The sequence below is a fragment of the Bradyrhizobium sp. UFLA03-84 genome, assembly GCF_002289535.1.
Classification (GTDB): Bacteria; Pseudomonadota; Alphaproteobacteria; order Rhizobiales; family Xanthobacteraceae; genus Bradyrhizobium; species Bradyrhizobium viridifuturi.
The window spans coordinates 1,190,287-1,216,156 of sequence record NZ_NSJY01000014.1 but is presented as its reverse complement, the minus strand read 5'-3'; the positions used below and the strand labels follow the sequence as shown (position 1 = coordinate 1,216,156).

22 protein-coding genes and 1 pseudogene are annotated in these 25,870 nt (G+C 64.6%); 5 read left to right on the top strand and 18 right to left on the bottom strand.

Annotation, left to right across the window (positions count from 1 at the left end):
- Positions 1–50 precede the first annotated feature (50 nt).
- A complete protein-coding gene (locus CK489_RS27275) occupies positions 51–707 on the bottom strand; it encodes a protein-L-isoaspartate(D-aspartate) O-methyltransferase (protein WP_050630546.1) in 657 nt (218 codons plus the stop codon).
- 372 nt (positions 708–1,079) lie between these two features.
- On the opposite strand from CK489_RS27275, the gene CK489_RS27270 reads away from it, so the two are divergent.
- Positions 1,080–1,457 carry a response regulator gene (locus CK489_RS27270; RefSeq protein ID WP_095734447.1) on the top strand — a complete coding sequence of 126 codons (378 nt, stop codon included), beginning with the start codon at positions 1,080–1,082 and terminating at the stop codon, positions 1,455–1,457.
- Positions 1,458–1,538: 81 nt separating this feature from the next.
- On the opposite strand, the gene surE is transcribed toward CK489_RS27270, so the two are convergent.
- The 12 genes and pseudogenes from surE to CK489_RS27210 all read right to left on the bottom strand — a co-directional run bounded on the left by surE (position 1,539) and on the right by CK489_RS27210 (position 14,258).
- On the bottom strand, positions 1,539–2,306 hold the full coding sequence (surE, locus tag CK489_RS27265) for a 5'/3'-nucleotidase SurE (RefSeq protein ID WP_095734446.1): 768 nt from the start codon (positions 2,304–2,306) through the stop codon (positions 1,539–1,541).
- A gap of 79 nt (positions 2,307–2,385) precedes the next feature.
- On the bottom strand, positions 2,386–3,432 hold the full coding sequence (locus CK489_RS27260; RefSeq protein ID WP_095734445.1) for a hypothetical protein: 1,047 nt from the start codon (positions 3,430–3,432) through the stop codon (positions 2,386–2,388).
- A gap of 16 nt (positions 3,433–3,448) precedes the next feature.
- Positions 3,449–4,780, bottom strand: a complete 1,332-nt coding sequence (serS, locus tag CK489_RS27255; protein WP_095734444.1) for a serine--tRNA ligase — start codon at positions 4,778–4,780, stop codon at positions 3,449–3,451.
- A gap of 196 nt (positions 4,781–4,976) precedes the next feature.
- Positions 4,977–5,777: a twin-arginine translocase subunit TatC gene (gene tatC / locus CK489_RS27250; RefSeq protein ID WP_095734443.1), complete on the bottom strand. Its 801-nt coding sequence runs from the start codon at positions 5,775–5,777 to the stop codon at positions 4,977–4,979.
- The gene (tatB, locus tag CK489_RS27245; protein ID WP_095734442.1) at positions 5,774–6,295 is read right to left on the bottom strand and encodes a Sec-independent protein translocase protein TatB; all 522 of its coding nucleotides are present in this window, start codon (positions 6,293–6,295) and stop codon (positions 5,774–5,776) included. The genes tatC and tatB overlap by 4 nt, the downstream gene beginning before the upstream one ends.
- A 161-nt stretch (positions 6,296–6,456) precedes the next feature.
- Complete coding sequence (locus tag CK489_RS27240) at positions 6,457–6,690, bottom strand: twin-arginine translocase TatA/TatE family subunit (protein ID WP_050630540.1); 234 nt, start codon at positions 6,688–6,690, stop codon at positions 6,457–6,459.
- Between the two features lie 329 nt (positions 6,691–7,019).
- Positions 7,020–7,743 (bottom strand): annotated as a pseudogene (gene scpB / locus CK489_RS27235) (SMC-Scp complex subunit ScpB); the annotation flags it as partial.
- 22 nt (positions 7,744–7,765) lie between these two features.
- Positions 7,766–8,587, bottom strand: a complete 822-nt coding sequence (locus CK489_RS27230) for a segregation and condensation protein A (RefSeq protein ID WP_050630538.1) — start codon at positions 8,585–8,587, stop codon at positions 7,766–7,768.
- Positions 8,584–9,606, bottom strand: coding sequence for a beta-N-acetylhexosaminidase (gene nagZ, locus CK489_RS27225; RefSeq protein ID WP_095734440.1), 1,023 nt, complete (start codon positions 9,604–9,606; stop codon positions 8,584–8,586). The genes CK489_RS27230 and nagZ overlap by 4 nt, the downstream gene beginning before the upstream one ends.
- A gap of 46 nt (positions 9,607–9,652) precedes the next feature.
- Positions 9,653–11,125 carry an SPOR domain-containing protein gene (locus tag CK489_RS27220; protein ID WP_095734439.1) on the bottom strand — a complete coding sequence of 491 codons (1,473 nt, stop codon included), beginning with the start codon at positions 11,123–11,125 and terminating at the stop codon, positions 9,653–9,655.
- Between the two features lie 118 nt (positions 11,126–11,243).
- Positions 11,244–13,040: an arginine--tRNA ligase gene (gene argS / locus CK489_RS27215; RefSeq protein ID WP_095734438.1), complete on the bottom strand. Its 1,797-nt coding sequence runs from the start codon at positions 13,038–13,040 to the stop codon at positions 11,244–11,246.
- Positions 13,041–13,049: 9 nt separating this feature from the next.
- Complete coding sequence (locus tag CK489_RS27210; protein ID WP_094194210.1) at positions 13,050–14,258, bottom strand: deoxyguanosinetriphosphate triphosphohydrolase; 1,209 nt, start codon at positions 14,256–14,258, stop codon at positions 13,050–13,052.
- Positions 14,259–14,397: 139 nt separating this feature from the next.
- On the opposite strand from CK489_RS27210, the gene erpA reads away from it, so the two are divergent.
- Entirely contained in the window at positions 14,398–14,727 is a 330-nt protein-coding gene (erpA, locus tag CK489_RS27205) for an iron-sulfur cluster insertion protein ErpA (RefSeq protein WP_021081206.1), read from the top strand.
- A 61-nt stretch (positions 14,728–14,788) separates the two neighbouring features.
- Here erpA and CK489_RS27200 read toward each other — a convergent pair whose 3' ends face one another.
- Complete coding sequence (locus CK489_RS27200) at positions 14,789–17,911, bottom strand: efflux RND transporter permease subunit (protein WP_095734437.1); 3,123 nt, start codon at positions 17,909–17,911, stop codon at positions 14,789–14,791.
- 3 nt (positions 17,912–17,914) lie between these two features.
- Entirely contained in the window at positions 17,915–19,045 is a 1,131-nt protein-coding gene (locus CK489_RS27195; protein WP_095734436.1) for an efflux RND transporter periplasmic adaptor subunit, read from the bottom strand.
- A 168-nt stretch (positions 19,046–19,213) separates the two neighbouring features.
- Between CK489_RS27195 and CK489_RS27190 the strand changes: the two genes are divergently transcribed.
- Complete coding sequence (locus CK489_RS27190) at positions 19,214–19,639, top strand: GNAT family N-acetyltransferase (protein WP_095734435.1); 426 nt, start codon at positions 19,214–19,216, stop codon at positions 19,637–19,639.
- Positions 19,640–19,682: 43 nt separating this feature from the next.
- A complete protein-coding gene (gene xth / locus CK489_RS27185; RefSeq protein ID WP_095734434.1) occupies positions 19,683–20,480 on the top strand; it encodes an exodeoxyribonuclease III in 798 nt (265 codons plus the stop codon).
- Between the two features lie 33 nt (positions 20,481–20,513).
- Here xth and CK489_RS27180 read toward each other — a convergent pair whose 3' ends face one another.
- The 3 genes from CK489_RS27180 to CK489_RS27170 form a co-directional block, all read right to left on the bottom strand.
- Positions 20,514–21,350: a tetratricopeptide repeat protein gene (locus CK489_RS27180; protein ID WP_050630530.1), complete on the bottom strand. Its 837-nt coding sequence runs from the start codon at positions 21,348–21,350 to the stop codon at positions 20,514–20,516.
- Positions 21,337–23,061, bottom strand: a complete 1,725-nt coding sequence (gene ilvD / locus CK489_RS27175; protein WP_095734433.1) for a dihydroxy-acid dehydratase — start codon at positions 23,059–23,061, stop codon at positions 21,337–21,339. Before ilvD ends, CK489_RS27180 begins: the two co-directional genes overlap by 14 nt.
- Positions 23,062–23,571: 510 nt before the next feature.
- Positions 23,572–25,197, bottom strand: a complete 1,626-nt coding sequence (locus CK489_RS27170; RefSeq protein WP_095734432.1) for a sensor domain-containing diguanylate cyclase — start codon at positions 25,195–25,197, stop codon at positions 23,572–23,574.
- Positions 25,198–25,566: 369 nt separating this feature from the next.
- On the opposite strand from CK489_RS27170, the gene CK489_RS27165 reads away from it, so the two are divergent.
- Positions 25,567–25,749 carry a hypothetical protein gene (locus CK489_RS27165; protein ID WP_050630528.1) on the top strand — a complete coding sequence of 61 codons (183 nt, stop codon included), beginning with the start codon at positions 25,567–25,569 and terminating at the stop codon, positions 25,747–25,749.
- Positions 25,750–25,870: the final 121 nt, after the last annotated feature.

Sequence of the window (25,870 nt, the reverse complement as noted above, 5' to 3'; positions counted from 1 at the left end):
ACCGCTTAACCCTGCGAATAAGGCGTTGGCGCCAAGCAGCAAATCGCCACTTACAATTCGCGCGCGATTCCCGGCAGGGCCGGCACAAAGCGGACGTCGACCAGTTCCTTGCGGTCGAAGCCGTTCTCGGTCCGCACCACGCGGACCAGGGTCTGGGTGCCCTGGTGCGGCCCGACCGGGGCGATCAGGATGCCGCCGGGATCGAGCCGGTCGAGCAGCTTCTCCGGGATCTGCTCCATCGCCGCGGTGACGATGATGCGGTCGAAATCGCCCGCCCCCGCCGGGACGTCAAAGCCGTCGCCGAGCAGCACCTCGATGTTGTAATAGCCGAGCTTTTCAAGGCGCTTGCGCGCACCGTCGGCCAGTGTCCGGTAGCGCTCGATGGTCAGGACCTGCTTGCACAGCCGGGACAGGACCGCCGCCTGATAGCCCGATCCGGTGCCGATCTCGAGCACGCGGTGATCCCTCTGCAGCTGCAACTGCTCGGTCATGTAGGCCACGACGAAGGGCTGGCTGATGGTCTGCCCGCAATCAATCGCAAGCGCGCTGTCGCGATAGGCCTCGTTGCGATCGCGCGGGTCGACGAAGACCTCGCGCGGCACCTCCTCCATGGTACGCAACACCGCCTGATCGCTGACCCCCCGCCGCCGCAGGGTGAGCTGAAACATCATCTTCTCGGTCGGATCGGGCTTCAGGGCCATGTTCATCAGCGTCTCTGGGCAGCAGCGCAGAATCTTGCTCCTGCTAGATGCCATTGAAATCCGAAATACCGCGTTAAGGAAAAATTTCCCGTCACCTTTTGTTCCCGGCCAGGAACCGGCGCTCCGATTTCCTGTTGGCGCCGGTCCGCAAGCTTCCCATATAATCGATTGCGATGCGCGGTTAGCGCCGGGGTGCGCGAACGACGGGTAGAGCCGTCGTCCCCGGTCAGAGGCTGGACGAATCTCGCGCAACGAGTCAGCCAAGACGATCCGGCGATGCAGCGGCGCGCGCCGGAAACCTACTAATTCCCAAACGTTTGCATTGCGCCTCGTAGTGTTATTTGCGAGCCTAATTGAGGGACGGGCAAGGATTCCATCATGACAGCGATACGGCCGGCGGGCTGTTCAGTTTTCCTCGTGGAGGACGAGGTCATGATCCGGATGATGGTCGCCGACATGCTGGAGGAGCTCGGCCATAGTGTCGCGGCCGAGGCCGGCGAAATCGGCGAAGCCGTCAAGCTCGCTCAATCGACCGAATTCGACCTCGCGATCCTCGACGTCAACGTCAACGGCAAGGTGATCACCCCGGTCGCCGAGCTGATCAACGCCCGCAACCGTCCCTTCATCTTCGCGACCGGTTACGGCTCGTCCGGCCTGCCTCCGGAATATCGCGACCGTCCGGCGCTGCAAAAGCCCTTCCAGCTGGAAACGCTGGCGCAGGTGATCTCCAGCGCGATGCGGAGCGCGCCGGTTTAGATATCACCTGATCTGCAGGGAAGCCGTCCACGCATTGCGAGCGGCCCGGATTTCGCTTCACTCCATCCGGGCTACTAGAGATCACTTCAACGTATCAGTCAGCGTCTCCGAAAACGCCTCATCGGTGCGATCGAGCCGCAGCGGCGTCACCGAGACGTAGCGTGCGGCAAGCGCGGCAAGATCGGTGCCTTCGGCCGGCGTATCCATCATCGCGGCGCGCTCGAAGCCGATCCAGAAATACGGATTGCCGCGTCCGTCGTGACGGCGATCGATCTTCAGAAAACCCTGATTGCGCTTGCCCTGCCGCGTGATCCGGATGCCCTTGACGTCATCGGGCATGCACGACGGGAAGTTGACGTTGATCACGGTGTTCCTCGGCACGCCGGCGCCGATCACCTTGCGGATGATGTCGGGTCCGAACTTCAGCGCGGTGTCCCACAGCGGCGCGTTACGCGTCTCGATCGAGAATTCCTGCGACAACGCAAATGACGGAAAGCCCAGGATGGTGCCTTCCAGCGCACCGGCGATGGTGCCGGAATAGACCACGTCCTCGGCAACGTTGCGGCCCTTGTTGACGCCGCTCAGCACGAGATCGGGCAACTTGTCGCCGAGGATGTGGCGCGCGCCCATGATGACGCAATCGGTCGGCGTGCCGCGCACCGCGAAGTGGCGCGGGCTGACTTCGCGCAGCCGCAGCGGATCGTTGAGCGACAGCGAATGCGAGACGCCGGACTGGTCGAGCTCGGGGGCAACGATCCAGACGTCGTCGGAGAGAGCACGTGCGATCTGCTCAACGACTTTCAAGCCCGGAGCGTTGATGCCGTCATCATTGGTGCAGAGAATTCGCATCCTTCAAAGTGCCTTTTGTTCTGATTCGACGCGGGTTTCTTGAGTTGCAGCTTCTTGAGTCGATTGCCGTCTTAACCGGCTAGGGCCGTGGTGGCAAACCCGACGAAGGCCCGCGCCAACGCGCCGACGTCACGCGCCACGGCTGCAGGAATCTGCCGCTGCCGGCGATCTTGCGGACGAATACCGGCCAGGCCGGTCTCGCTCGCCCCGGCGGCGGCGGATTGCGAACAACCGCGACAACGGAGGGTGAAGGCGGCGGCACCGGCATCCCAGGCTTCTCGGCCGGAGCGGCCTCGCGCCGTTCGGACTTGGGAGGTTCAGGCCTGAGGCTGTCTGTTTTCTGAGCTTCGGACTCGATAGCCTCAGGCGTGGCAAGTTCAGATTTGGCAGGCTCCGCCTTGGGAGTTTCGACCTTGGGCGGTTCGACCATCCGAACATCAGACCTGGTCGGCTCGGGACCGAGCGGTGCGGGTTGGTGAAGCACCGGCTTGGTCGGCTCCGATCTGGTCAGCTCGGGCCTGATGGGATCGGCCATGCTAGGTGCCCGCGTGCGAGGCTCGGGCGCGATCGAATCCGCTTGGAGTGGTGCAGGCTTCGGTGCCTCTGGAAGCTCTGCATTCTCCGACCTGGGGAGCTCCGACCTGGGGATCTCCGACTTGCGAATCTCGGACTCGGGAAGCTCGGCCGCAATGGTTTCGACCTTGCGCGGCTCAGGCCTTGTCGGCTCGGGCTTGAGCGGCGCCGGTGCGGGCGCCTCGGCCGGTTTTGCGACCGGCGCCGGTGCGGCCGATTTCGATTTCAGCCGGGCCAGCAGCTCCTCGATCGAGGGCACCGATGTCGGCTCAAGCGGCGCAGCCCGGACTGGAGGCGGCGGCTCGACAGCCGCGGGCGGCGGCAGATCGTCCGGCGCAAGTTGCGCGAACTTGCCGCGCGCGATCTCCAGCGCCTTGTCGAAGTCGGGCCGGTCGATCCACGCCTTCGACTGCACCTCGACCACGCGGGCTTCCCAGAGCCGCGCGGCCTCGATGTCGTAATAGCCCATCTGCTTCTGGTTGATCAGCTGCAGACCATGGCCGGTAACGGCCCATTGCTTGCCAAGCCAGTGGATGTCACGGTGCAGCGGCATCACACTGGCCCTCGCCTCACATGCCGTGCTCGATGACCTTGAGCCCGCCCATATAGGGCTGCAGCACATCGGGCACCGCGATCGATCCATCCTGCTGCTGATAGGTCTCCATTACCGCGATCAAGGCGCGGCCGACCGCCGTGCCGGAGCCGTTCAGCGTATGCACGAAGCGCGGTTTGCCGTCGGGGCCGCGGTAGCGCGCATCCATGCGGCGGGCCTGGAAGTCGCCGCACACCGAGCAGCTCGAGATCTCGCGATAGGCGCCGCCATCGCCCTGCCCCGGCATCCACACCTCGATGTCGTAGGTCTTCTGCGCGGAGAAGCCCATGTCGCCGGCGCACAGCGTCATCACCCGATAATGCAGATCGAGCTTCTGCAGAACCTGCTCGGCACAGGACAGCATGCGCTCGAGCTCATCCTTGCTGGCTTCGGGCGTCGTGATCGACACCAGCTCCACTTTCGTGAACTGGTGCTGCCGGATCATGCCGCGCGTATCGCGTCCCGCAGCTCCTGCCTCCGCGCGAAAACACGGCGTCAGCGCCGTGAGCCGCATCGGCAGCTCTTTCTCGTCGAGGATGGATTCGCGCGCGAGATTGGTCAGCGAAACTTCCGCGGTCGGAATCAGGCCGAGACGCTCGCCGCGCAGATCGGCATTCGGGGTGGAGAGCAATTCACCCTTGATCGCCCAGAACTGGTCATCCTCGAATTTCGGCAACTGGCCGGTGCCGAACATCACGGCGTCGCGCACCAGCAGCGGCGGGTTGATCTCGGTGTAGCCGTGCTCGCCGGTGTGCAGGTCGAGCATGAATTGCCCGATCGCGCGCTCGAGCCGCGCCAGCCCCTTTTTCAGCACGACGAACCGCGCGCCGGACAATTTGGCCGCGGCCTCGAAATCCATATAGCCGAGCGTGGTGCCGAGATCGTCGTGCAGCTTCGGCGCGAAGCCGTAGTCACGCGCCTTGCCGAACACATGGTGCTGCACGTTGCCGTGCTCGTCGGTGCCGTCGGGCACCTCGTCGAGCGGCAGGTTGGGAATCGACGACAGCTCTTTCGTCAGCTCGTCATCGGCCGTTTTCGCCGCAGCCTCGAGCTCGGGCATCGTGGTCTTCAGCTCGGCGACTTCGGCCATCAGCTTGGCCGCGCGCGCCTCGTCCTTGGCCTTCTTGGCCTCGCCGATCTCCTTCGAGGCCGCGTTGCGTCGCGCCTGGGCCTGCTCGGACGCCAGGATTGCCGCGCGCCGCTTCTCGTCGATCGCCAGCAGCGACGGCGACAGCGCCCCCAGTCCGCGGCGCTTCAGGCCGGCGTCGAAGGCTGTCGGGTTGTCGCGGATCGCTTTGATGTCGTGCATGGCAGTCCTGATGGCGGGCTTGCAGATAACGTCTTACGTCAACGCTCGCGTTGCATCTTTCCACTACCACGACCGTCATCGTCAGCGAAAGCGGGTGATCCAGCATTCCAGAGGCGTCAGTGTGTGACCCAAAGGCCGCAGCGTGCTGGAGACCCCGCCTTCGCGGGGTGACACCGGATGTGTGACGTAGACGGCCCTACTCGGCCGGATTGGTCGCCGACGGCGCCCCGGCGTTCGCGGTCGCGGCCTTCTTCTCCACCATGCGCACCGCGATGATGGCACCCTCATAGAGCGCGAGCAGCGGGATCGCGAGCGAGGCCTGGCTCAGCACGTCCGGCGGCGTCAGCACCGCGGCGATGATGAAGGCGATCACGATGAAATAGCGCCGCTTCTCCTTCAGCATCTTCGAGGTGACGATGCCGATGCGGCCGAGCAAGGTCAGGATCACCGGTAGCTGGAAGGCGATGCCGAAGGCGAAGATCAGCGACATCATCAGCGAGAGATACTCGCCGACCTTGGGCAGCAGCTGGATCTGCGCGGTCTCCGCGCCGGCGGTCTGCTGCATGCCGAGCGAAAAACGGGTCAACATCGGGAAAACCACGAAGTAGACCAGCATCGCGCCCATCACGAAGAAGATCGGCGTGGCGATCAGATACGGCAGGAAGGCATTGCGCTCGTGCTTGTAGAGCCCAGGCGCCACAAACATGTAGACCTGTCCGGCGACGATCGGGAACGAAATGAAGGCGGCCCCGAACATCGCGAGCTTGAGCTGGGTGAGAAAATACTCCAGCAGCGCCGTGTAGATGAATTTCGAATTCTCCGGTCCCGCCACCCAGATGAACGGCCAGACCAGGACATTGAAAATCTGCTTGGCGAAGAAGAAGCAGATGATGAAGGCCACGGCGAAGCCGAGCAGCGCCTTGATCAGCCGCGAGCGCAGCTCGATCAGGTGATCCATCAAGGGGGCCTTGGAGGCCTCGATGTCTTCGGCGCTCATGACGCTCTCGCGTCCTTGAGCACGTCGGGCTCTGCCGGCGTGACGTCTTGAGGTGCCGGCTCGGGCTTCACCTCATTGGTGATCGCGAGCGGCTCGCCGGCGGCTATATGCGTCTCGGCTTCGACGAAGGTTTCCGGCGTCGGCTCGGCCGGTGTTGTCGGCGTCACCGGTGCGTCGCTTGACGTCACCGGCGCATCGATCGCCGAGGCGACCTGCGCATCGACCGGCTTGTCGATCTGCAGGGCGTCGGTGACGTCCTTCTGCAGCGAGGTCATGATGTTGCCGCTGGTGATGCCGGTTGCGGCTTCCCTGACCTCGTCAAAACTCTTCTTGAGGTCGGCCATCTCGGCCTCGCGCATGGCTTCCTGGAACTGGCCCTGGAATTCGGCGGCCATCTTGCGGGCCTTGCCCATCCATTGCCCGACCATGCGCAGCACGCCCGGAAGTTCTTTCGGGCCGATGGCGATCAGCGCGACGACCGCGATGACGACCAGTTCACTCCACCCGATATCGAACATGAATTGTTCCGCCTAAGCGCGCCGCCATCGGCCCCATCGCTCCCAACAGGATGTGGGGCTGCCGGCGCCTTTTCTCAATCGGCGTCCATAGCGCGTCTGTGCGACGGCGTCACCGTTTCGCGTGAAGAAAAACGTCGAAAATACACGTCAGTACAAGCGCGTTAGACGGCCTTGCTGCCGACGTCCTGGCGCGTGGCCGACGGCGTCGAATTGTGATCGATCGACTTGGTTGGCTCGGCCTTGTCCGCGACCTTGTCGTCGTCCTGCATGCCCTTCTTGAAGGCCTTGATGCCCTGGGCGACGTCACCCATCAGGTCCGAAATCTTGCCGCGACCGAACAGCAGCAGGACCACTGCGATCACGACGATCCAGTGCCAAATGCTAAGCGAACCCATCCTGCAACCCTCCAGAAATGGCCGGCGGACCGGCCTGAACATGGCCGGAAGTTAGGCCCGCGGGGTGTCAAAAACAAGGACCTCTGCCGCGGCAAATCGCTGTCGCGGCTACGTAATATTGCTAGGCTTAACCGGGAATATTCCGCCCTATTCGCCCTTCTCGGCGTCGTCGTGATCGCCCGCGTCGTCGGCCCGTTCGTCCGGCTCGTCGGCGTCGGGCTCGGCCGCGTCAGGTTCGCCTGCCTCCACCTCAATGATCACCTCGGCTTCGACCACGGCGATGGCTTCAACCTCGGCAGCGGCCTCGGTTTCGGTCTCGACCTCAGCCTTCGGTTCCTCGGCCTCCGGCTCGACGGCAGGCGCGAGCAGCAGTTCCAGCGTATCGCCGGGCTCGAGCGGCTCCTCGTCCTCGCGCAGCGTCGCATCGTCAGATGGCGACGGAACGGAGAAGCCGGTCGGCAGACGCGAGTCGAGCAGACCGGTGCCCTTCAGTTCCTCGAGCCCCGGCAGATCGCCGAGCGCTTCCAGGCTGAACTGCGACAGGAAGCCGTCGGTGGTTCCGAAGGTCAACGGACGGCCCGGCGTCTTGCGGCGGCCGCGCGGGCGGATCCAGCCGGTCTCCAGCAGCACGTCGATCGTGCCTTTCGACGTCACCACGCCGCGAATCTCTTCGATCTCGGCGCGGGTCACCGGCTGGTGGTAGGCGATGATCGCCAGCACCTCGATCGCCGCGCGCGACAGCTTGCGGGTCTCGGTGCTCTCGCGCGTCATCAGCCACGACAGATCGCCCGCGGTACGGAACGTCCACTTGTTCGCGACCTTCACCAGGTTGACGCCGCGCGGCGCATATTCGGCCTGCAACTGCGCGAGCGCCTGCTTGATGTCGACGCCGTCGGGCATCCGCTTGGCCAGCGTCGCCTGATCGATCGGGTCGGCCGATGCGAACAACAGGGCTTCCAGGAGCCGCAATTCCTCAGGACGCGCTACCGGATGATCCATAGGAGAAACCTCCTCCTCGGGCTCGTCTCTGCGCACTTCCGCCAAGCTTGCCATGGGCTTGCTCTCCTTCTTCCACTTACTCAACCGACAGGTCCGGCGCCGCCATGGCGGCCTGCGCTGGACGCTTTCGGAAATAGATCGGCGCGAACGCCTGCTTCTGGTTGATCTCCATCTCGCCCTCGCGGACCAGTTCGAGGGCCGCGGCGAAGCTCGATGCGAACACCGTCGCCTTCTGGGTCGGATCGGCGACGTAGTTCATCAGGTACTGGTCGAGGCAGCTCCAGTCCTCGGCAATGCCGACCAGCCGCTCCAGCGAGGCGCGCGCCTCGGCCAGCGACCAGACGGTACGCTTCTGCAGATGAACCGTGGTCAGCACGCGCGACTGGCGCTGCGTGGCATAGGCCGACAGCAGGTCGTACAAGGTTGCGGTGAACTTCGGATGCTTGATCTCGGCAATCGATTCCGGATTGCCGCGCGGAAAGATATCGCGCTGGAACTGCGGCCGGTTCATCAGCCTGTTCGCCGCCTCGCGGATCGCCTCCAGACGGCGCAGCTGGTTGGCCAGCGCGGTCGCCATTTCCTCGGCGCTCGGCCCCTCCGCGGTCGGCGGCTCGGGCAGCAGGAGCCGCGACTTCAGGAACGCAAGCCAGGCCGCCATCACCAGATAGTCGGCGGCAAGCTCGAGGCGAATCTTGCGCGCCGCCTCGATGAACGAGAGATACTGGTCGGCGAGCGCGAGGATCGAGATCTTCGACAGGTCGACCTTCTGCTGCCGCGCCAGCGTGAGCAAAAGATCGAGCGGGCCCTCATAGCCCTCGACGTCGACCACCAGCGCCGGTTCGCCATCAGCGAGGTCGGCCGGCCGCCCGGTATCAAACGATAGAATTTCAGCGGTCATGCCGTCCCTACCCGATCCAACAACGCATCCAGTTCAGCCCGTGCCGCCTGCCGGTCGAGCAGCTGGGGCCGCTTCCGCGCGGCAAGCGCAGCCTTGGCGCGCTCAAGCGCCTTGCCGGTGAGTTCCGGCGTCTCCCGCGCGACCTCGCGCATCTCGTCGATATTGCCGTTGCAGTGCAGAATCATGTCGCAACCGGCGGCGGCGATGGCGCGGGTCCGTTCGGCAATTGATCCGGCCAGCGCATTCATCGACACGTCATCACTCATCAACAAACCCTGAAACCCGATCAGGCCGCGAATCACCTGCTCGATGATTGTCGCAGAAGTCGTCGCCGGATGGACGGGGTCGAGCGCGCTAAACACAACATGTGCAGTCATCGCCATCGGCAGGTCCGCCAGCGGCTGAAACGCGGCGAAATCGGTCCGTTCCAGCTCGGCCCTGGCGGTATCGACCGTCGGCAGGCGGAAATGGCTGTCCGCCGTGGCCCGGCCATGGCCGGGTATATGCTTGAGAACCGGCAGCACGCCGCCCTGTTCCAGCCCCTCCGTGACCGCACGCGCAACCGCGGCGACCTTGTCCGGTTCGGTTCCATAGGCCCGGTTGCCGATGACAGCGTCCGCTCCGGCCACCGGAACGTCGGCCAAAGGCAGGCAATCGACTGTTATTCCGAGGTCGATCAGGTCGGCCGCAATCAGCCGGGAGCTGAGCCGGGCCGCTGTCAGGCCGAGCTCCGGGTCGATGTCGTAAAGCGCGCCAAAACTCGCGCCGGGCGGATAGACCGGCCAATGCGGCGGGCCGAGCCGCTGCACCCGGCCGCCCTCCTGGTCGATCAGGACCGGGGCGTCGTTCGCATCGGCCGCCAACCTGAGTTCCCCAACAAGAGCTGCCACTTGGGCCGGACTCTCGATGTTGCGCTTGAACAGGATGAAGCCCCACGGCCGCTCGGCGCGAATGAATTCGCGTTCGGCGTCGCTGAGGGTCAGCCCGGATATGCCCGTGATGAATGCGCGGATCGTCATTCGGCCGATTAGGCCGTATGCAGCTCACGGGTCAAGGAAACAGCCTTTAATTTCTTTGGATGAGGCACTGCGGCCCACCGGCCGACATCAGGCTCCGGCACAGTTGGTTGGCCTCTTCCGATGATGCGAACGGACCGGCAAAGGCGCGGTAATAGACGCCCTTCTCGCCGAGATCGACGCGTTTCACCACCAACGGCTGCGAACCGAGCACATTGCGATACTTGCCCTGCAGCGTCCGATACGACGCCTGCGCGTCCGCCTCGTTCTTCTGCGACGACACCTGGACCAGGTATCCACCGCCTCCGACCGAAGCGGTCGAGGTCGACGCCACCCGGGTCGGCGGCGCAGCCGGAGCTGCCGCCGCGTCAGCCTGCCCGGGAACCAGCGACATCGGCGCGTTCACGCTGGCGTTGGCTGCCGAAGGATTGCCGCGCGACACTTGCTGCTTTGCGGCGGTCGGCGGCTTGGCCGGCACAGTCGCCGTGGCCTGCGTGCCATCGGGCGTGTCGCCCTTGACCGCGAGGGTGCGGATCTTGCGCGGCTCGTTGTTCGGCAGGGTCCCGTTGGCGGTGATCGGCGCCGGCGCGGGCTGCGCCGTCTGCACGCTGGCGGCCGGCGGCGGATTCGTATTGGCGTTCAGCGGCGGAAACACGACGCGCGGTCCGGCGGTCTTCGAATTGACGTCGACCGGGGTCTCTTCACGCGACACGATTTTTTCGGTGCCGTCACCCGTCGCCATGCGATCCGGCGTCTTGGCCGGCGCATCGGCCTGGGCCGGAATCACCTTGGTCGGCGTGTTGTCAGCCTTGATGATCGGCGGCTCACCGGTTCGCGGCGAGCCGACATAGTTGCGGTAGGCGAGCGCGCCGCCGGTGCCGACCACCGCGAGCGCCACCACCGCGACGACCGTCATCAGGCCGCTGCTCCGCTTGCGCGGTTCGGGTTCTTCCTCGTAGGCCTCGTAGGCGTAGGGATCGTCCGGATAGGACGGATCGCGCTGCAGGTCCTGCTCGCCGGCTTCCAACTGGCCGTAGAGCGCGTCGTCATAGCGCGACGAATCCTGCCCCTGATCGCCGTCCTGATAGTGCGGCTCCTCGTCGAAGGCCTCAGGCTGCCGGGGGGGCTCGACCGGCCGATAGGTGGTGACCGGCGCGGGCGCAGGCGGCTGTGCCTGCTGGGCCGCATAACGGTGCAACGGGTGCACCGACTTCGGCTGATAGTCCTGCTCCGGCTCTTCGTATTCGTTGTGCTGCACGGGCGGCGGCGGGGCAGCTTCCTGCCGCGCGCGCTGCATCCAGGGCGGCGGGCCCGCGGGCGGGGTCTCGTCCTCTTCCGCCTGCGGCTCATACTGTTGCGGCCGCGCGTTCGCGCGCGACTGCAGCGGACGCGGCGGCGGCTTGTTGGTGGTGCCGAACGGATCCGTCTGCCCGATCAGCCGGGCCAGTTCGGCGAGCGGATCGCTCTCGGCCCTGGAGGCCGTGTCGGCGGAAAAATTTCGGTCCTGATATCGATCAGCCATTGTGATGATGCATCCCCTTCGGGACAGCGCCAAGATCGCCGGCACAGCCGGTCCGAACGAGTTGGCCCCTGCCAGATGCCCTCACAAATCCCCACTCGTGAGGGCCTAATGCCCCTGCCTACCGCATCTCGGTTGGAGCGTGGACGCCTAGAACAGCTAAGCCCGATGCCAGAACCGAGACGACGCCCTGAACCATTGCCAGTCGCGCCCTCGTGATCTCTGCATCATTATTGATAATGAAGCGTAAATAGGGCAAATCCCGCCCCTTGGTCCAGAGCGCATGAAATTCACTGGCCAAATCATATAGATAAAATGCGATTCGGTGCGGCTCATGTGCCACCGCCGCAGCCTCGATCATCCGGGGATAAAGCGCAAGCCGCTTGAGCAGGTCGAGTTCGGCCGGATCGGTCAACCGTTCGACCGCGGCGCTCCGCAGATAGGCCAGCCGGGCTTCGTCGGTCTCCGGCAGGTCCGGAACCGCCTCCTCCCGCGCATTGCGGAAGATCGAATGGCCGCGGGCGTGGCCGTACTGGACGTAGAAGACCGCGTTGTCCTTTGACTGCTCGATCACCTTGGCGAGGTCGAAATCGAGCACCGCGTCGTTCTTGCGGAACAGCATCATGAAGCGCACGGCGTCGGAGCCGACCTCGTCGACGACTTCGCGCAACGTGACGAACTCGCCCGAGCGCTTCGACATCTTCACGGGCTCGCCGTCGCGCAGCAGCTTCACCAGCTGCACGATCTTGACGTCGAGTGTCGCTTTGCCCGCGGTCACCGCTTTCACGGCCGCCTGCATGCGCTTGATGTAACCGCCGTGATCGGCGCCGAACACGTCGATCAGATTGGTGAAACCGCGCTCGAACTTGTTGCGGTGGTTGGCGATGTCGGATGCAAAGTAGGTGTATGAGCCGTCCGACTTGATCAGCGGCCGATCGACGTCGTCGCCATAGGCGGTGGCGCGGAACAGCGACTGCTCGCGGTCTTCGTAATCCTCGACCGGCTTGCCCTTCGGCGGCGGCAGGCGGCCTTCGTAGATGTCACCCTTGGCGCGCAGGAAATCGATGGTCTCGGCGACCTTGTTGTTGCCCGAGGTGATCAGCGAGCGCTCGGAGAAGAACACGTCGTGATGGATGTTGAGCGCGGCGAGATCGCCCTTGATCATCTCCATCATCATGGCGATCGCCTTGTCGCGCACGATCGGCAGCCACGCGGCTTCCGTCATATCGAGCAGCTTCTCGCCGTATTCCTTGGCGAGCGCGTCGCCGACGGGCACGAGGTAATCGCCGGGATAGAGCCCTTCCGGGATCGCGCCGATGTCCTGCCCCAACGCCTCGCGGTAACGGAGGAATGCCGAGCGCGCGAGCACGTCGACCTGGGCGCCTGCGTCATTGATGTAGTACTCGCGGCAGACGTCGAAGCCCGCGAATTGCAGCAGGCTGCACAGCGCGTCGCCGAACACGGCGCCGCGGCAATGGCCGACATGCATCGGCCCGGTCGGGTTGGCCGAGACGTATTCGACATTGACCTTCTCGGCCTTGCCGATGTCGCTGCGTCCATAGGCTGAGCCAGCGGCCAGCACGGAGCGCAGCGCGTCCGCCCAGACCTGCGGCTTCAAGGTCAGGTTGATGAACCCGGGACCCGCGACGTCGACGGAGGCCACCAGCGCATCGGCGCGCAGCCGCTCTGCGATCTTGTCGGCGAGCTCGCGCGGCTTGGCCTTGGCGTCCTTGGCGAGCACCATCGCGGCATTGGTCGCCATGTCGCCGTGGCTGGCATCGCGCGGCGGCTCCACCACGACGCGGGACAGGTCGATGCCCACGGGCCAGTTGTCCTCGGCTCCGACCGCGGCACAGATCGCATGCACGCGCGTCAGCATGTCGGCAAAAAGGTGTGGTGAAGCAGTGGTGTCGGCCATGGCAGGGCGCTAACGCAAATCCGGGGTCGAGTCAAAAAGCCTTTGGTGCTCGATCAGGGCGAAACGGTCGGTCATCCCGGCAATGAAATTGCCGATCCGCCTGTTCCGCGCGCTCGTGGTCTCCTGCACGCTGCCCTCGATCCATTCCGCCGGCAGGTCGCCGGGCGATTGCCGGTAGCGCTCGAACAGGTTGCGGACCACCTGCTCGGCCTCCCGCATCACAATCATCACCCGCCGGTGGCGGTACATCCGCCGGAACAGGAAGGCCTTGATCGCCGCCTCCTGCTCGGCCACCTCAGGCGGAAATGCGATCAGCGGCGCATTGTGGCGGCGCACGTCCTGGGCCGATTGCGGCTGGGCGACCGCGAGGCGCCGGCTCGCCTCGTTGAAGACCGCGCTGATGAAATGCGAGATCAGCTCACGCACCAGCTCGGCGCCGCGCCGGACCTCGTCGAGCCCGGGATAATGGCGGTCGATCTCGGAGATGATCTCGGATGTCAGCGGCATCTCCTTGAGATCGTCGACCGCGAACAGGCCGGCGCGCAGGCCGTCGTCGATGTCGTGCGCGTCATAGGCGATGTCGTCGGCGAAGGCAGCGATCTGCGCTTCGAGGGAGGCATAGCTCCAGAGCTCGAGGTCGTAGGTCCTGCTGTAGTCGGCGATCCCGACCGGAATGCCGCTGTCCAGGTAGCGGCCGGCCGGCGCGCCGTTGCGTTCGGTCAGCGGCCCGTTGTGCTTGACGATCCCCTCGAGCGATTCCCAGGTCAGGTTCAGGCCGCCGAACTCGGGGTAGCGATGCTCCAGCGAGGTGACGACCCGCAGCGCCTGCGCATTGTGGTCGAAGCCGCCATCTTCCTTGAGGCAGTCGTCGAGCGCCCGCTCCCCAGCATGGCCGAACGGCGGGTGGCCGAGATCATGCGCGAGCGCCAGCGTCTCGGTCAGGTCCTCGTCGACCCCGAGCTGGCGCGCCAGCGCGCGGGCGATCTGCGCCACCTCCAGCGAATGGGTCAGACGGGTGCGGTAATGATCGCCCTCGTGGAAGACGAAGACCTGGGTTTTGTGCTTGAGGCGCCGGAACGCCGTGGAATGGATCACCCGGTCGCAGTCGCGCCGGAACGGGCTGCGGGTCCGGCTCGGCGGCTCCGCGACCAGCCGGCCACGGCTGCGGTCGGGGTCGCAGGCATAAGGCGCGCGGGGGGCAGCCATTCCGACCGACACAGTATTTTAGTCCTTATCCATTTGATTCCATGGTCCGACGCACTTAACTATGACTGAGGCGGCCGACCAAATGAATTGGGTATGACGCCGGGCATGATCCGGATCAGATCATGTCCAGATAGGGTTTTGGAGACCGACCATGACTGCTGCCATCACCGTCAGCGAACGGGCTGCCCGCCGGATCGGGCAGATCCTCAGCAAGGAAGGCGACGGCGCCAAGCTGCGCATTTCCGTCGAGGGCGGCGGCTGCTCCGGTTTCCAGTACAAGTTCGATGTCGAGCGCACCCAGGCCGATGACGACCTCGTGATCGAACGCGACAGCGCGGTGGTGCTGATCGATCCCGCCTCGGTGCCGTTCTTGGCGGGCTCGGAAGTCGACTTCGTCGACGATTTGATCGGCGCCTCGTTCCGCGTCGTCAATCCCAACGCCACCGCCTCCTGCGGCTGCGGCACCAGCTTCTCGATCTAACTCTTCCGTGTCCTGATCGGTTTCCCGGTGAGCCAGTCTTCGGCTCGCGCGGGACGATTGGCTATTCCGCCGCCACCACCTGCGGCCGTTCGACGTCGCCGTCCGCCTGCGGATCGAGCTTGCGGCGCAGCCTGCGGTCAATGCGGTCGAGATAGATATAAATGACCGGCGTGATGAACAGCGTCAGCAATTGCGACACGCAGAGGCCGCCGACCACGGCGACGCCGAGCGGCTGACGCAGCTCGGCGCCGGCGCCCGCGCCGAGCGCGATCGGCAGCGTGCCGAAGATCGCCGCGAACGTCGTCATCATGATCGGGCGGAAGCGCAGCAGCGCGGCTTCACGGATCGCGTGCTCGGCGCTCAGCCCGACGCGGCGGCGCTCCAGCGCGAAGTCGACCATCATGATCGCGTTCTTCTTGACGATGCCGACCAGCATTACGATGCCGATCATCGCGATGACCGACAGCTCCATCCCGAACAGCATCAGCGTCAGGATCGCGCCGATGCCGGCCGACGGCAGGCCGGAGATGATGGTGATCGGGTGAATGAAGCTTTCGTAGAGAATGCCGAGGATCACGAAGGCCGCGAACACCGCGGCGAGGATCAGGACGCCCTGCCCGCGCAGCGAATCCTGGAACACCTGTGCGGTACCGGAGAAGCCGGTCGCGATCGTCGGCGGCAGGTTGGCGGTCTGCTCGAGTTCGGTGATCTTGTCGACCGCGTAGCCCAGCGAATTGCCCGGCGCGAGGTTGAACGAGATCGTCACCGCCGGCTGTTGGCCCTGGTGGTTGATCTGCAGCGGCCCGACCGTCGGCACCAGCTTCGCCACCGCATCCAGCGGGATGGTCTGCCCGTTCGCGGTCTTCATGTAGAGCTTCGAGAGATCGGACGGATCGACGCGGAACTGCGGCTGCACCTCGAGGATGATCTGGTAGTCGTTCGACGGCATGTAGATGGTGCCGACCTGCCGCGAACCGTAGGCGTTGTAGAGCTGGTTGCGGACCTGGTCGACGGTAACGCCGTAGACCGCCGCCTTCTCGCGGTCGATGTCGACCGTCATCTGCGGGTTCTTGATGTAGAGGTCGGTGGTGACGTCGAGCAGGCCCGGGATCTTCTCGATCTTGTCGCGCATTTCAGGCGCCAGCCGATACAGCGCCTCGGTGTCGCCGCTCTGCATCACGTATTGATACTGGCTCTTGGAGATGCGGCCGCCGATGTTGAGATTCTGGACGCTCTGGAAGAACGCCTGCATGCCCGGGATCTCGCGCGCCTTCTGGCGCAGCCGGCCGATCACCACGGCAGCGTTGTCGCGGGTCTTCTGCGGCTTCAGCGCGATGAACAGCCGGCCGTAATTGGTGGTCGGGTTGGGACCGCCCGAGCCGACCGTCGAATTGATGTAGTCGATCGCCGGATCGGTCCGCATCACCTCGACCAGCGCCTGCTGGCGCACCTTCATCGCCTCGAACGAGGTGTCGGTCGCCGCCTCCGTCACGCCGATCAGGAAGCCGGTGTCCTCCTGCGGGAAGAAGCCCTTCGGCACGATCATGTAGAGGTAGACCGTGCCGCCGAGCGTCGCGAGCGTGATCACCAGCATCAGCGCCTTCTTGGCCAGCACCCAGTCGAGCGCCCATTCATAGGCGCGCAGCCAGGCTTCGAACATCGCCTCGAACGCCCGCAGCACGATGTTGGGCCGCTTGGTCGCATCATGCGCGCGCAGCACGCGGGCGCACAGCATCGGCGTCAAGCTCAGCGACACGAAGCCGGAGACGATGATCGCGACCGAGATCGTGACCGCGAATTCGCGGAACACGCGGCCGACGATGCCGCCCATCAGCAGCACCGGGATGAACACGGCAATCAGCGAGAAGGTGATCGAGATGATGGTGAAGCCGATCTCGCGGGCGCCCTTCAGCGCCGCCTCGAACGGCTTCATGCCGTGCTCGATGTGGCGAACGATGTTCTCCAGCATGACGATGGCGTCGTCGACCACGAAGCCGACCGAGAGCGTCAACGCCAGCAGCGTCATGTTGTTGATCGAGTAGTCCAGCGCGTACATCGCGGCGCAGGTGCCGAACAGCGAGATCGGCACCGCGAGCGCCGGGATGAAGGTCGCCGACGCCGAGCGCAGGAACAGGAAAATCACGAGGATCACCAGCGCGATCGCGATCAGCAGGGTCTCCTCGACGTCGCTGACCGCCTGCCGGATCGAGACCGAGCGATCCATCATGACCTGCATGGTGACCGACGGCGGGATCGCGGCGCGCAGCGACGGCAGTTTTGCGAGAACGGCGTCGACGACGGCGACGGTATTGGCGTCGGGCTGCTTCTGGATCGCCAGCACGATCGCGCGCTCGTCGTTCATCCAGGTCGCGATCTTGTCGTTCTCGACGCTGTCATAGACCTTGGCGATCTCGTCGAGCCGGACCGGCGAGCCGTTGCGCCAGGCGACGTAGATCTGGCGGTAGTCGGCCGCCTTGTCCATCTGGCCGGAGGCCTGCAGCGCGACGTCCTGCTTGGGGCCGTTCAGCGTGCCGACCGGGGTCGAGGAATTGGCGCGCGACACTGCGGCGCGGATGTCCTCCATCGAGACGCTGCGGGCGGCCGCCGCTTCCGGATCGGCCTGGACGCGGATCGCGAATTTCTGCGCGCCGTAGATCAGGACCTGCGCGACGCCCGGCAGCTGCGACAGCGCCTGCCCGATCGTGATGTCGCCGTATTCGTTGACCGCCGACAGCGGCAGCGTCGCCGACCCCAGCGAGACGAACAGCACCGGGAAATCCGCCGGGTTCACCTTCCGGAAGCTCGGCGGGATCGTCATCTCGATCGGCAGCCGGCGCTGCGCGATCGTTAGCGCCGTCTGCACGTCGAGCGCGGCGGCATCGATGTTGCGGTTGAGGTCGAACTGGATGGTGATGACGCTCGTTCCCTGCGAGGAGTTCGAGTTCATCGACGAGATGCCGGCTATGGTCGAGAGCTGGCGCTCGATGATCCCGGCGACCGAGGCCGCCATCGTGTCGGCGCTGGCGCCCGGCAGGGTCGCGGTGACCGCGATGGTCGGGAAGTCGACCTTGGGCAGCGCCGAGACCGGCAGCAGGCGGAAGCCGAACACGCCGAAGGCGATGATCGACGCCGTAATCAGCGTCGTCATGACCGGGCGGCGGATACAGAGCTCGGACAGCGTCATCGGTCAGGCTCCGGCCTTGCGTGCCCGCAGCTCGACCCGCGATCCCTCCGACAGCAACAGCTGGCCGTCAACGACGACGCTTTCATCGCCCGCCAGACCGTCCGAGATCACCGATGAGCCCTGGAAGGTGCGATCGACCTTGACCGGCTGGACCTTGGCGACGCCGTCCTTGACGACGAAAACGAAATTGCCGTTCTGGCTGCGCTGGACCGCGACCGTCGGCACCACCACGGCGTCCTCGCTGCGGATGATCAGCTTGGTCTGCACGATGGTGCCGGGCCACAGCGTCTCGCTCGCATTGTTCATGATGCCGCGCACGGTCACCATGCCGGTGGTCGCATCGACGGCATTCTCGACCATCGCGACCTTGCCGCTCTCGGAGCGCTGGTGGCCGGGAATGGTCGCGATCACCTTCGGATCGGCCTTCCCCATAGCGTCGCGCAGATCGACCAGCGCCCGCTGCGGAATTGCGAAAGTGACGTAGACCGGCGCCATCTGGTTGATGACGGCGAGCGGCTGGGTGTCGGCGGGGCGGACGAAGTTCCCGACCTTGACATTGGCTGCGCTAATCCGCCCGGCGAATGGTGCGCGGATCACGGTGTAGCTCTTCTGGACGCGGAGATTTTCCAGCGCGAACTGGTCGGCCTTGATGGTGCCGATCAGGACATCGGACTGGGTCTTGGCGTTGTCGAGGTTGACCTGGGTGGTCGCGCCCTTGCCGACCAGCTCGGTGTAGCGGCGGAGGTCGCGCTGCGCACCCTCGAGCTGGGCCTGGTCTCGCGCCAGCACGCCCTCAGCCTGCTCGATCTGGGCATCGATCTGCCGCGCGTCGAGCATGAACAGCAAGTCGCCCTCGTTGACCTTGGCGCCGTCCTCGAAATGGACCGAGACGATGGTGGTCTCCAGCCGCGACTTCAGCGCGACGCTCGAGATCGGCGTGACCTGTCCGATTGCATCGACGTCGACCGGAACCGATTTGCGTTCCGCCTTGGCGAGGTCCACCGAGATCACGCGAGGCCGCGGGGTCTGCACGGTGGCGGCACCGCCACCCATCCATGAAGCGCGGGTCATGTAAGCCGCCCCGGCCGCAATGCCGAGAACAGCGACAGTCAGAACCAAATTACGTTTTTTCATACGCTTTGCACGTGCGCCGCCCGCTTCCCTTGAAGGTCGGACGCTTCGCAACTCCCCCGTCGGCAATTGTTACGCCTTGTTTCTAGAGAGGGTTACCACAGCGGGGCTGCACATGGTATGCCACCACAGTGAAAAACTGCGCCTCGTCGGGCGCTACGATCGCCGCCTATGTCCACCTCCGTCCTTATCTGCAGCTGGGAAGACGCCCGCGAACGCGCCGGCGCCATCCGCTACAATGTCTTTGTCGAAGAACAGGGCGTGCCGGTCGAACAGGAATGGGACGACATGGACGCGCCGAGCTGGCACGCGCTGGCATTTGTCGAGGACGGCACCGCCGTGGCGACGGGCCGTTTGCTCCCCGACGGCCATATCGGCCGCATGGCCGTGCTCAAAATGGCACGCGGCACAGGCGTCGGTGCCCGAGTGCTGGACGCGCTGATGGCCAAGGCGGCCGAACTCGGCTATCCCGAACTGATCCTCAACGCGCAGACGCACGCGGAGCCGTTCTATGCGCGGGCCGGGTTCGAACGGTGCGGCGACGAGTTCGAGGAAGCCGGCATCCCACACATCGAGATGCGGAAACGCTTGGGCTGAGCCGGGCGCTTGCCAACGCGCCGCGTCAAATAGAGGACTTCCGATGACAGTTCGCATCGCCACCTGGAACGTCAACTCGGTCCGGCAACGGATCGAGCTTCTGGTCGCCTGGCTGAAGGAGTGCTCCCCCGACATCGTCTGCCTGCAGGAGATCAAATGCGTCGACGACGCATTCCCGCGGCTCGAGGTCGAGGCGCTCGGGTATAATGTCGTCACCCACGGGCAGAAGACCTTCAACGGCGTCGCGCTGCTCTCCAAGCTGCCGTTCGACGAGACCAAATCGGGCCTCGCCGGCGACGACGAGGACGCCCACGCCCGCTTCCTCGAAGGCGTCGTCACGCTGAAACAGGGCGTGGTACGGGTCGCGTGCCTCTATCTGCCCAACGGCAACCCCGCAAATACCGACAAATATCCCTACAAGCTCAAATGGATGTCGCGGCTTCTTGAATACGCGAAGGAACGGCTTAAGGCCGAGGAGCCGCTGATCCTCGCCGGCGACTACAATGTCATCCCGGCAGCCCGCGACGTCTACAATCCGGCCGCCTGGGCCGACGACGCCCTGTTCCGCCCGGCGACCCGGGAGGCCTTCCAGTCCCTGCTCGGCCTAGGCCTTACCGATGCACTGCGGGCGGTCAATGACGAGCCCGGCCAGTACACCTTCTGGGATTACCAGGCTGGCGCCTGGCAGAAGAACTGGGGTCTGCGGATCGACCATCTCCTGATGTCGCCGCAAGCGAGCGATCGGCTGATCGATGTCGGTATCGATAGCTATGTCCGCGCCTGGGAGAAACCGTCCGACCATGTCCCGGTCTGGGCCGATCTCGATTTTGAGACCGCCTGAGGCTTGAGTGCGCCCCAAGGGCCGCCTGGGATATCAGTCCCGGCGGCCTTGCACCCAGTGCTCGAGCATCTGTAGCGCCATCGCGCGGTCGTCTTCGGAAGCCTTGGCGATCGCCCGGTTGTAGCTTTCCTTGATCCAGGCCTCGTCGGGCGTGGCGCTGTCACGCGCCAGCGTTAGCCACATCAGGCCGCGTGCCCGCTGCGGCGGCAGCCGGTCGCCGTTGAACAGCATCTGGCCAAGCAGCGCCTGCGCCTGATGCTGGCCCTTCTGGGCGGCAAGGCCCAGCCAACGCGCGCCATAGCGGAAATCATCCCGCGAGGCGTCCGGCGTCTTCAAATACAGCCGGGCAAGGTCGTACTGGGCATCGGCGTTGCCGAAATAGGACGCCGCATAGGAGAACATCTCCCGCGCCCGCTCGGTGTCCGCCTTCACCTTGGAATTGGGAATGCCGCTCAGATAATAGCGGCCGAGCGCCACGAAGGCGTTGGCCACGATCGAGGCCTGCGGCGCCGACGGGGAATCCTCGGCATGCGCATTGGCGATCCGGCTGAAATACTCGAAGGCGCGCATGTCGTCCTGGATGACGCCATCGCCCTCGGCGTACATCTTGCCGAGCTTCCACTGCGCCACGGGGTGGCCGCCCTCGGCCTGGTACTGCAAGGTGCTGAAGGAGGAGGTCGGCGCGGTCGCTGTCGGGGCAACCGGCGTGGCGGCCCGCTTCAACGCAGCGGCTGAACCCGGCTGCGGCGCGACCACCGGAAGAACGGTATCCTGGGGGTTGACCGGCGCGCCGTCGAATCCGAATCCGGGGCCCGCCACCGGAATGGCCCCTAACGCAAACGCAAAAATCGTACGCCTAAACGTCCGCATAACACTGTTTCTCGTGCGCGCCACCCGGATGGGTGACTGCGCCATCCACCGCCGGCCCCACTTGCTCGGCGTACTTCCACAGCGCACCAGTTGTGTGGTTAGTCGCCCGAGGGGCCCATTTGGTCTTACGATTTGCGAGCTCGGCGTCGCTCAATTTTACGTTAAGAGTGCCGACGTCAGCATCGATCTCGATGATGTCGCCGTCCTGCAATAACCCGATCGGCCCGCCGACGGCCGCTTCAGGTCCAATATGTCCGATGCAGAAGCCACGGGTAGCGCCGGAGAACCGGCCATCGGTGATCAGGGCAACTTTGCCCCCCATCCCCTGCCCGGTCAGCGCCGCCGTGGTCGCCAGCATCTCCCGCATCCCGGGACCGCCCTTCGGTCCCTCGTAGCGGATCACGATGACCTCGCCTTCCTTGTAGGTGCGCTTCTGCACCGCCTCGAAGGCGTCTTCTTCGCGGTCGAAGCACCGGGCCGGACCGGTGAACTTCAGGTTAGACATTCCCGCGACCTTCACGATCGCACCCTCCGGAGCGAGATTACCCTTCAGCCCGACAACGCCACCTGTCACGGTGATCGGATTGTCGGCGGGCCGCACCACGTCCTGGTGCGGATTCCATTTCACGCTTTTGAGGTTTTCGGCGATCGTTCGGCCAGTGACGGTCAGGCAATTCCCGTGCAGGTGGCCATTGTCGAGCAGCGTCTTCATCAGCAGCGGAATGCCACCTACTTCAAACATGTCTTTGGCAACATAACGGCCGCCCGGCTTCAAATCCGCGACGTAAGGAGTCTTTTTGAAGATTTCGGCAACGTCGAACAAATTGAATTTAATGCCGCACTCGTGGGCGATCGCCGGCAGGTGCAGCGCAGCATTGGTCGAGCCGCCCGAGGCTGCGACCACAGCCGCAGCATTCTCAAGGGCTTCGCGGGTGACGATGTCGCGCGGCCGGATGTTTTTCTCGATCAGCTCCATCACCTTCTCGCCGGCGGCGGCGCAGAAGGAGTCACGGATCTCATAGGGTGCCGGGGCCCCGGCCGAATACGGTAGCGCGAGCCCAATCGCCTCGGAGACGGTCGCCATGGTGTTGGCGGTGAACTGGGCGCCGCAGGCGCCAGCCGACGGGCACGCCACGCGCTCGATCTCGTCGAGGTCCTCGTCCGACATGGCGCCGACCGAATGCTTACCAACCGCCTCGAACATGTCCTGCACGGTAACAGGCTGCCCGCGGAAGTTGCCTGGCAGGATCGAACCGCCATAGATGAAGATCGAGGGCACGTTGAGACGCACCATCGCCATCATCATGCCTGGCAGCGACTTGTCGCAGCCGGCGAGCCCGACCAGGGCGTCATAGGAGTGGCCGCGGACGGTCAGCTCGACCGAATCGGCGATGCATTCGCGCGACGGCAGCGACGAGCGCATGCCGTCATGGCCCATCGCGATACCGTCGGTGACGGTGATGGTGCAGAATTCGCGCGGCGTGCCGCCGGCCGAGGCTACGCCCTTCTTCACCGCCTGCGCCTGGCGCATCAGCGAAATGTTGCAGGGGGCAGCTTCATTCCAACATGAAGCAACGCCGACAAAGGGTTGATGAATCTGGGCTGTCGTCAGCCCCATCGCATAGAGGTAGGACCGATGCGGCGCGCGCTGGGGCCCCTCCGTCACATGACGGCTGGGCAGCCTGCTCTTGATGTTCGTCTTGGCGTCCATCGCGACCCTGTTCCGACGCTCTTTCCTCCATTAACGCCGGAACCCGCAAAAATGTCCCGTCGTCGGAGCGCTAGCTATTCAGCTACGTGAATATCCTTTCATGTCAGGGTGTGGCCAAAAAGCGGCGCGACTACGGATGGGCTGCTTTTAGGGTTAAATGTTCAGGTATCGTTGCAATAGCGCAACAATCGTGGCCTTCGCGCAACCATGTATTATCAGTCCTTATGGGAACCTGACAGGTGCCTAACGGAATAGACAAGAGATTGCTGTCTGGAGGTAAAGCTCGCCTGAGTTGTGAGTCTGAAGGACCGACGGAGGATGAGGCTTCGCAGCCTTCTCACCGCGTCATTCCGGGGCGCGCCTCTTGGCGCGAGCCCGGAATCCATTGGACCGCATGACCGATGGATCGATGAATTCCGGGCTCTCGCTTCGCGAGCCCCGGAATGACGAGTCTGTGAGATGAGCTGGGCGCTGCGCTACCCATCAGGGGCGGCGCTTCCATCCTCCAACTTACTCCGCTGCCAGCTTCGGTGGCGCCGGAGGCATCCAGCACAGCGTACGATTTCGGCCACTCTCCTTGGCCTGGTAGAGCGCTGTGTCGGCGGCCTTCATCAACGCTTCGATCCCGGGCATGCTTGTGAGGGCCTCGGCAACGCCGATGCTCACCGTGAGCGACACCGCGCGGTCATCCGCTCCCAAGCGCAACGCCTCCACTCGCTTGCGGATGCGCTCGGCAACCGTTCGGGCGCGCGACAATGTGGTTTCCGGCAACAGGACGGCGAACTCCTCGCCTCCGACGCGGCCGACGACGTCGGACTTGCGTTTGCCGCGCGTGCAGATTTCGGCGACGGCCCTGATGGCCTCGTCACCGACCGCGTGACCGAACCGGTCGTTGATGCTCTTGAAGTGATCGATATCGACCATCAGCACGGACACGGATCGATAGTAGCGCTGGAACCTACTCCACTCTGCATCCAACGTCGTCAGGAAGTGCCGGCGGTTGAACAGGCCAGTGAGCGGATCGGTGGTAGCCAGCACCTCAAGCTGTTGCGCGTTACGGACAAGGTCGGTGACGTCGACAAAGGTCAGCATCCGGCCCCCGTTTGCCATCGTCGAGCAATGGACCCTGATGTTGCGGCCGTCCGGCGTCTGCACGTCGCGCTTGTGATCTCCGGCCTTGATCTCCGCGATCCGCTTCGCCGGAAAGGCCTTGATCTGCTCCGCCGTCGCGCCGGCCGGGACCGCGCGGCGGTTGCGTGTGATCAGCGTGGCGTAGGGCGGATGCCGCGCGACCTCCTCCTCGCTCACCTCCCAGAATTCCCGCATTCTGCGATTGAGGAAAACCGCATTGAGATCGCGATCGAGCAGCACGACGCCGTCCTCGACATTCTCGAGCGCGCCGGTCAGCACCTTCAGCTTGTCCGATGCACGCACGATGTCGGTCACCGGCGTATAGCTCACCATCCGTCCGCCGTCGGGCAACGGCGTGCACTGACAGCGAACTACATCGCCGTTGCTGCGCCTGAGATCGATCGGGTTTGCATCCCCGACGCTGACGAGGCGGACGCGCTCGGCAACATAGGCTTGAAGCTGCTCAGCCGGCAGCTCATAGGCCATCGTCTTGCAGCCGTGATGCATCAGATCGGTGAAGCTGGGGTTGCGCTCGGCAACCGCATCCGGAAGCACCCACATGTTCCGGAACGCACGGTTGATGAACAGGGCTTTCAGCTCCGCGTCCAGCAGCAGAATTCCGACCGGGATCTGATCGAGCGCCGCGCGCAGCGCCAGCATGTGCCCGCGCAGGATATCGCCGCTGCGCCGCTCGGGAATGGCGGCAGGCGGGGGAGCGGAAGGAGCGGCGGGCGCCGCAGGCGCGGCGCTTGCCCGCTGCTCCTCAAAGGCAAGGCCGAGCTGCCGGTCCGATTGCCACAGCCGTTTGCATGGCCTCACCTGGTTGGTGCCGACAAGCAGCAGCTGGACTTGGTCGGGAATGCCGATCGTGGTTTCGAGTTCGACCGTCGCGCCGGCATCGGTGAGCTGCCGGACCGTGCAATCGAAGGCAGAGCGGCCGAAGTTGAAGACGATCTTTCCGGCCAGGAACGTTCGGCCGCGCGAAGCTGACACCTGTCCGGACATGGCGAGCCACCTGGAGCAATTGCGAGCCCCCTCACCTCAACACCTTTGAGTCACCAAGCCATGAACGGTTTTGCCGGATTTTGAATCGGGAACCGGGGACGATCGCTGTGTGCGCTGCACAAACAGGTCCATCCCGTGACCAGCACAGCCACACAGGGGAAACCTCGCTCCACGATCTCGCCGCCGCAGCGGAGCGCGGGATCACGACCGATCGGATCAGCCGCCTCCCCGGTCAGCGCAATCACGATCAATCGGTCAAGGTCGCTGTCGGGAAGAATTTGGTTCTAGCCGGTAATTGTGCTGGCGCTAGATGCAGTCGAAGGAGTAGCGTCCCAACGCCCTAAAGTAACAGTCAGGGAAACACCCGCCATGTCTGCTCTTCAAGCAAAGCTGGAACGATTTGAGATCCTCGCCAACGAATGCGCGCTGATCGCGAGCAGGACGCTGGATGGGACCAATCGCGAACTGTACGAGCGGCTGGGCGGGCACTATCGCGAACTGGCGACCGATATGAGGACCATGATCGCGACCATCGACGCGTCGACATCGTAAGAAAAAGGGCCGCTCGAAACAACAAGCGGCCCAAGTCTAGGGAGGAAACGCCCTCAAGAGGGCGGCGACAGCGCGAAGCGCTGCCGCACAAGACGGATATGGGTTGAGAATTCGGCTTCGG

What these genes read in the sequence shown, in the direction of transcription:
- argS (WP_095734438.1), bottom strand. Translation starts at nt 13,040, where the DNA reads ATGGCCGACACCACTGCTTCACCACACCTTTTTGCCGACATGCTGACG.
- CK489_RS27270 (WP_095734447.1), top strand. Translation starts at nt 1,080, where the DNA reads ATGACAGCGATACGGCCGGCGGGCTGTTCAGTTTTCCTCGTGGAGGAC.
- erpA (WP_021081206.1), top strand. Translation starts at nt 14,398, where the DNA reads ATGACTGCTGCCATCACCGTCAGCGAACGGGCTGCCCGCCGGATCGGG.
- CK489_RS27220 (WP_095734439.1), bottom strand. Translation starts at nt 11,125, where the DNA reads ATGGCTGATCGATATCAGGACCGAAATTTTTCCGCCGACACGGCCTCC.
- xth (WP_095734434.1), top strand. Translation starts at nt 19,683, where the DNA reads ATGACAGTTCGCATCGCCACCTGGAACGTCAACTCGGTCCGGCAACGG.
- nagZ (WP_095734440.1), bottom strand. Translation starts at nt 9,606, where the DNA reads ATGACGATCCGCGCATTCATCACGGGCATATCCGGGCTGACCCTCAGC.
- serS (WP_095734444.1), bottom strand. Translation starts at nt 4,780, where the DNA reads ATGCACGACATCAAAGCGATCCGCGACAACCCGACAGCCTTCGACGCC.
- CK489_RS27170 (WP_095734432.1), bottom strand. Translation starts at nt 25,197, where the DNA reads ATGTCCGGACAGGTGTCAGCTTCGCGCGGCCGAACGTTCCTGGCCGGA.
- CK489_RS27165 (WP_050630528.1), top strand. Translation starts at nt 25,567, where the DNA reads ATGTCTGCTCTTCAAGCAAAGCTGGAACGATTTGAGATCCTCGCCAAC.
- CK489_RS27240 (WP_050630540.1), bottom strand. Translation starts at nt 6,690, where the DNA reads ATGGGTTCGCTTAGCATTTGGCACTGGATCGTCGTGATCGCAGTGGTC.
- CK489_RS27195 (WP_095734436.1), bottom strand. Translation starts at nt 19,045, where the DNA reads ATGAAAAAACGTAATTTGGTTCTGACTGTCGCTGTTCTCGGCATTGCG.
- CK489_RS27260 (WP_095734445.1), bottom strand. Translation starts at nt 3,432, where the DNA reads ATGCCGCTGCACCGTGACATCCACTGGCTTGGCAAGCAATGGGCCGTT.
- tatC (WP_095734443.1), bottom strand. Translation starts at nt 5,777, where the DNA reads ATGAGCGCCGAAGACATCGAGGCCTCCAAGGCCCCCTTGATGGATCAC.
- CK489_RS27180 (WP_050630530.1), bottom strand. Translation starts at nt 21,350, where the DNA reads ATGCGGACGTTTAGGCGTACGATTTTTGCGTTTGCGTTAGGGGCCATT.
- CK489_RS27230 (WP_050630538.1), bottom strand. Translation starts at nt 8,587, where the DNA reads ATGACCGCTGAAATTCTATCGTTTGATACCGGGCGGCCGGCCGACCTC.
- CK489_RS27200 (WP_095734437.1), bottom strand. Translation starts at nt 17,911, where the DNA reads ATGACGCTGTCCGAGCTCTGTATCCGCCGCCCGGTCATGACGACGCTG.
- surE (WP_095734446.1), bottom strand. Translation starts at nt 2,306, where the DNA reads ATGCGAATTCTCTGCACCAATGATGACGGCATCAACGCTCCGGGCTTG.
- tatB (WP_095734442.1), bottom strand. Translation starts at nt 6,295, where the DNA reads ATGTTCGATATCGGGTGGAGTGAACTGGTCGTCATCGCGGTCGTCGCG.
- ilvD (WP_095734433.1), bottom strand. Translation starts at nt 23,061, where the DNA reads ATGGACGCCAAGACGAACATCAAGAGCAGGCTGCCCAGCCGTCATGTG.
- CK489_RS27275 (WP_050630546.1), bottom strand. Translation starts at nt 707, where the DNA reads ATGAACATGGCCCTGAAGCCCGATCCGACCGAGAAGATGATGTTTCAG.
- CK489_RS27190 (WP_095734435.1), top strand. Translation starts at nt 19,214, where the DNA reads ATGTCCACCTCCGTCCTTATCTGCAGCTGGGAAGACGCCCGCGAACGC.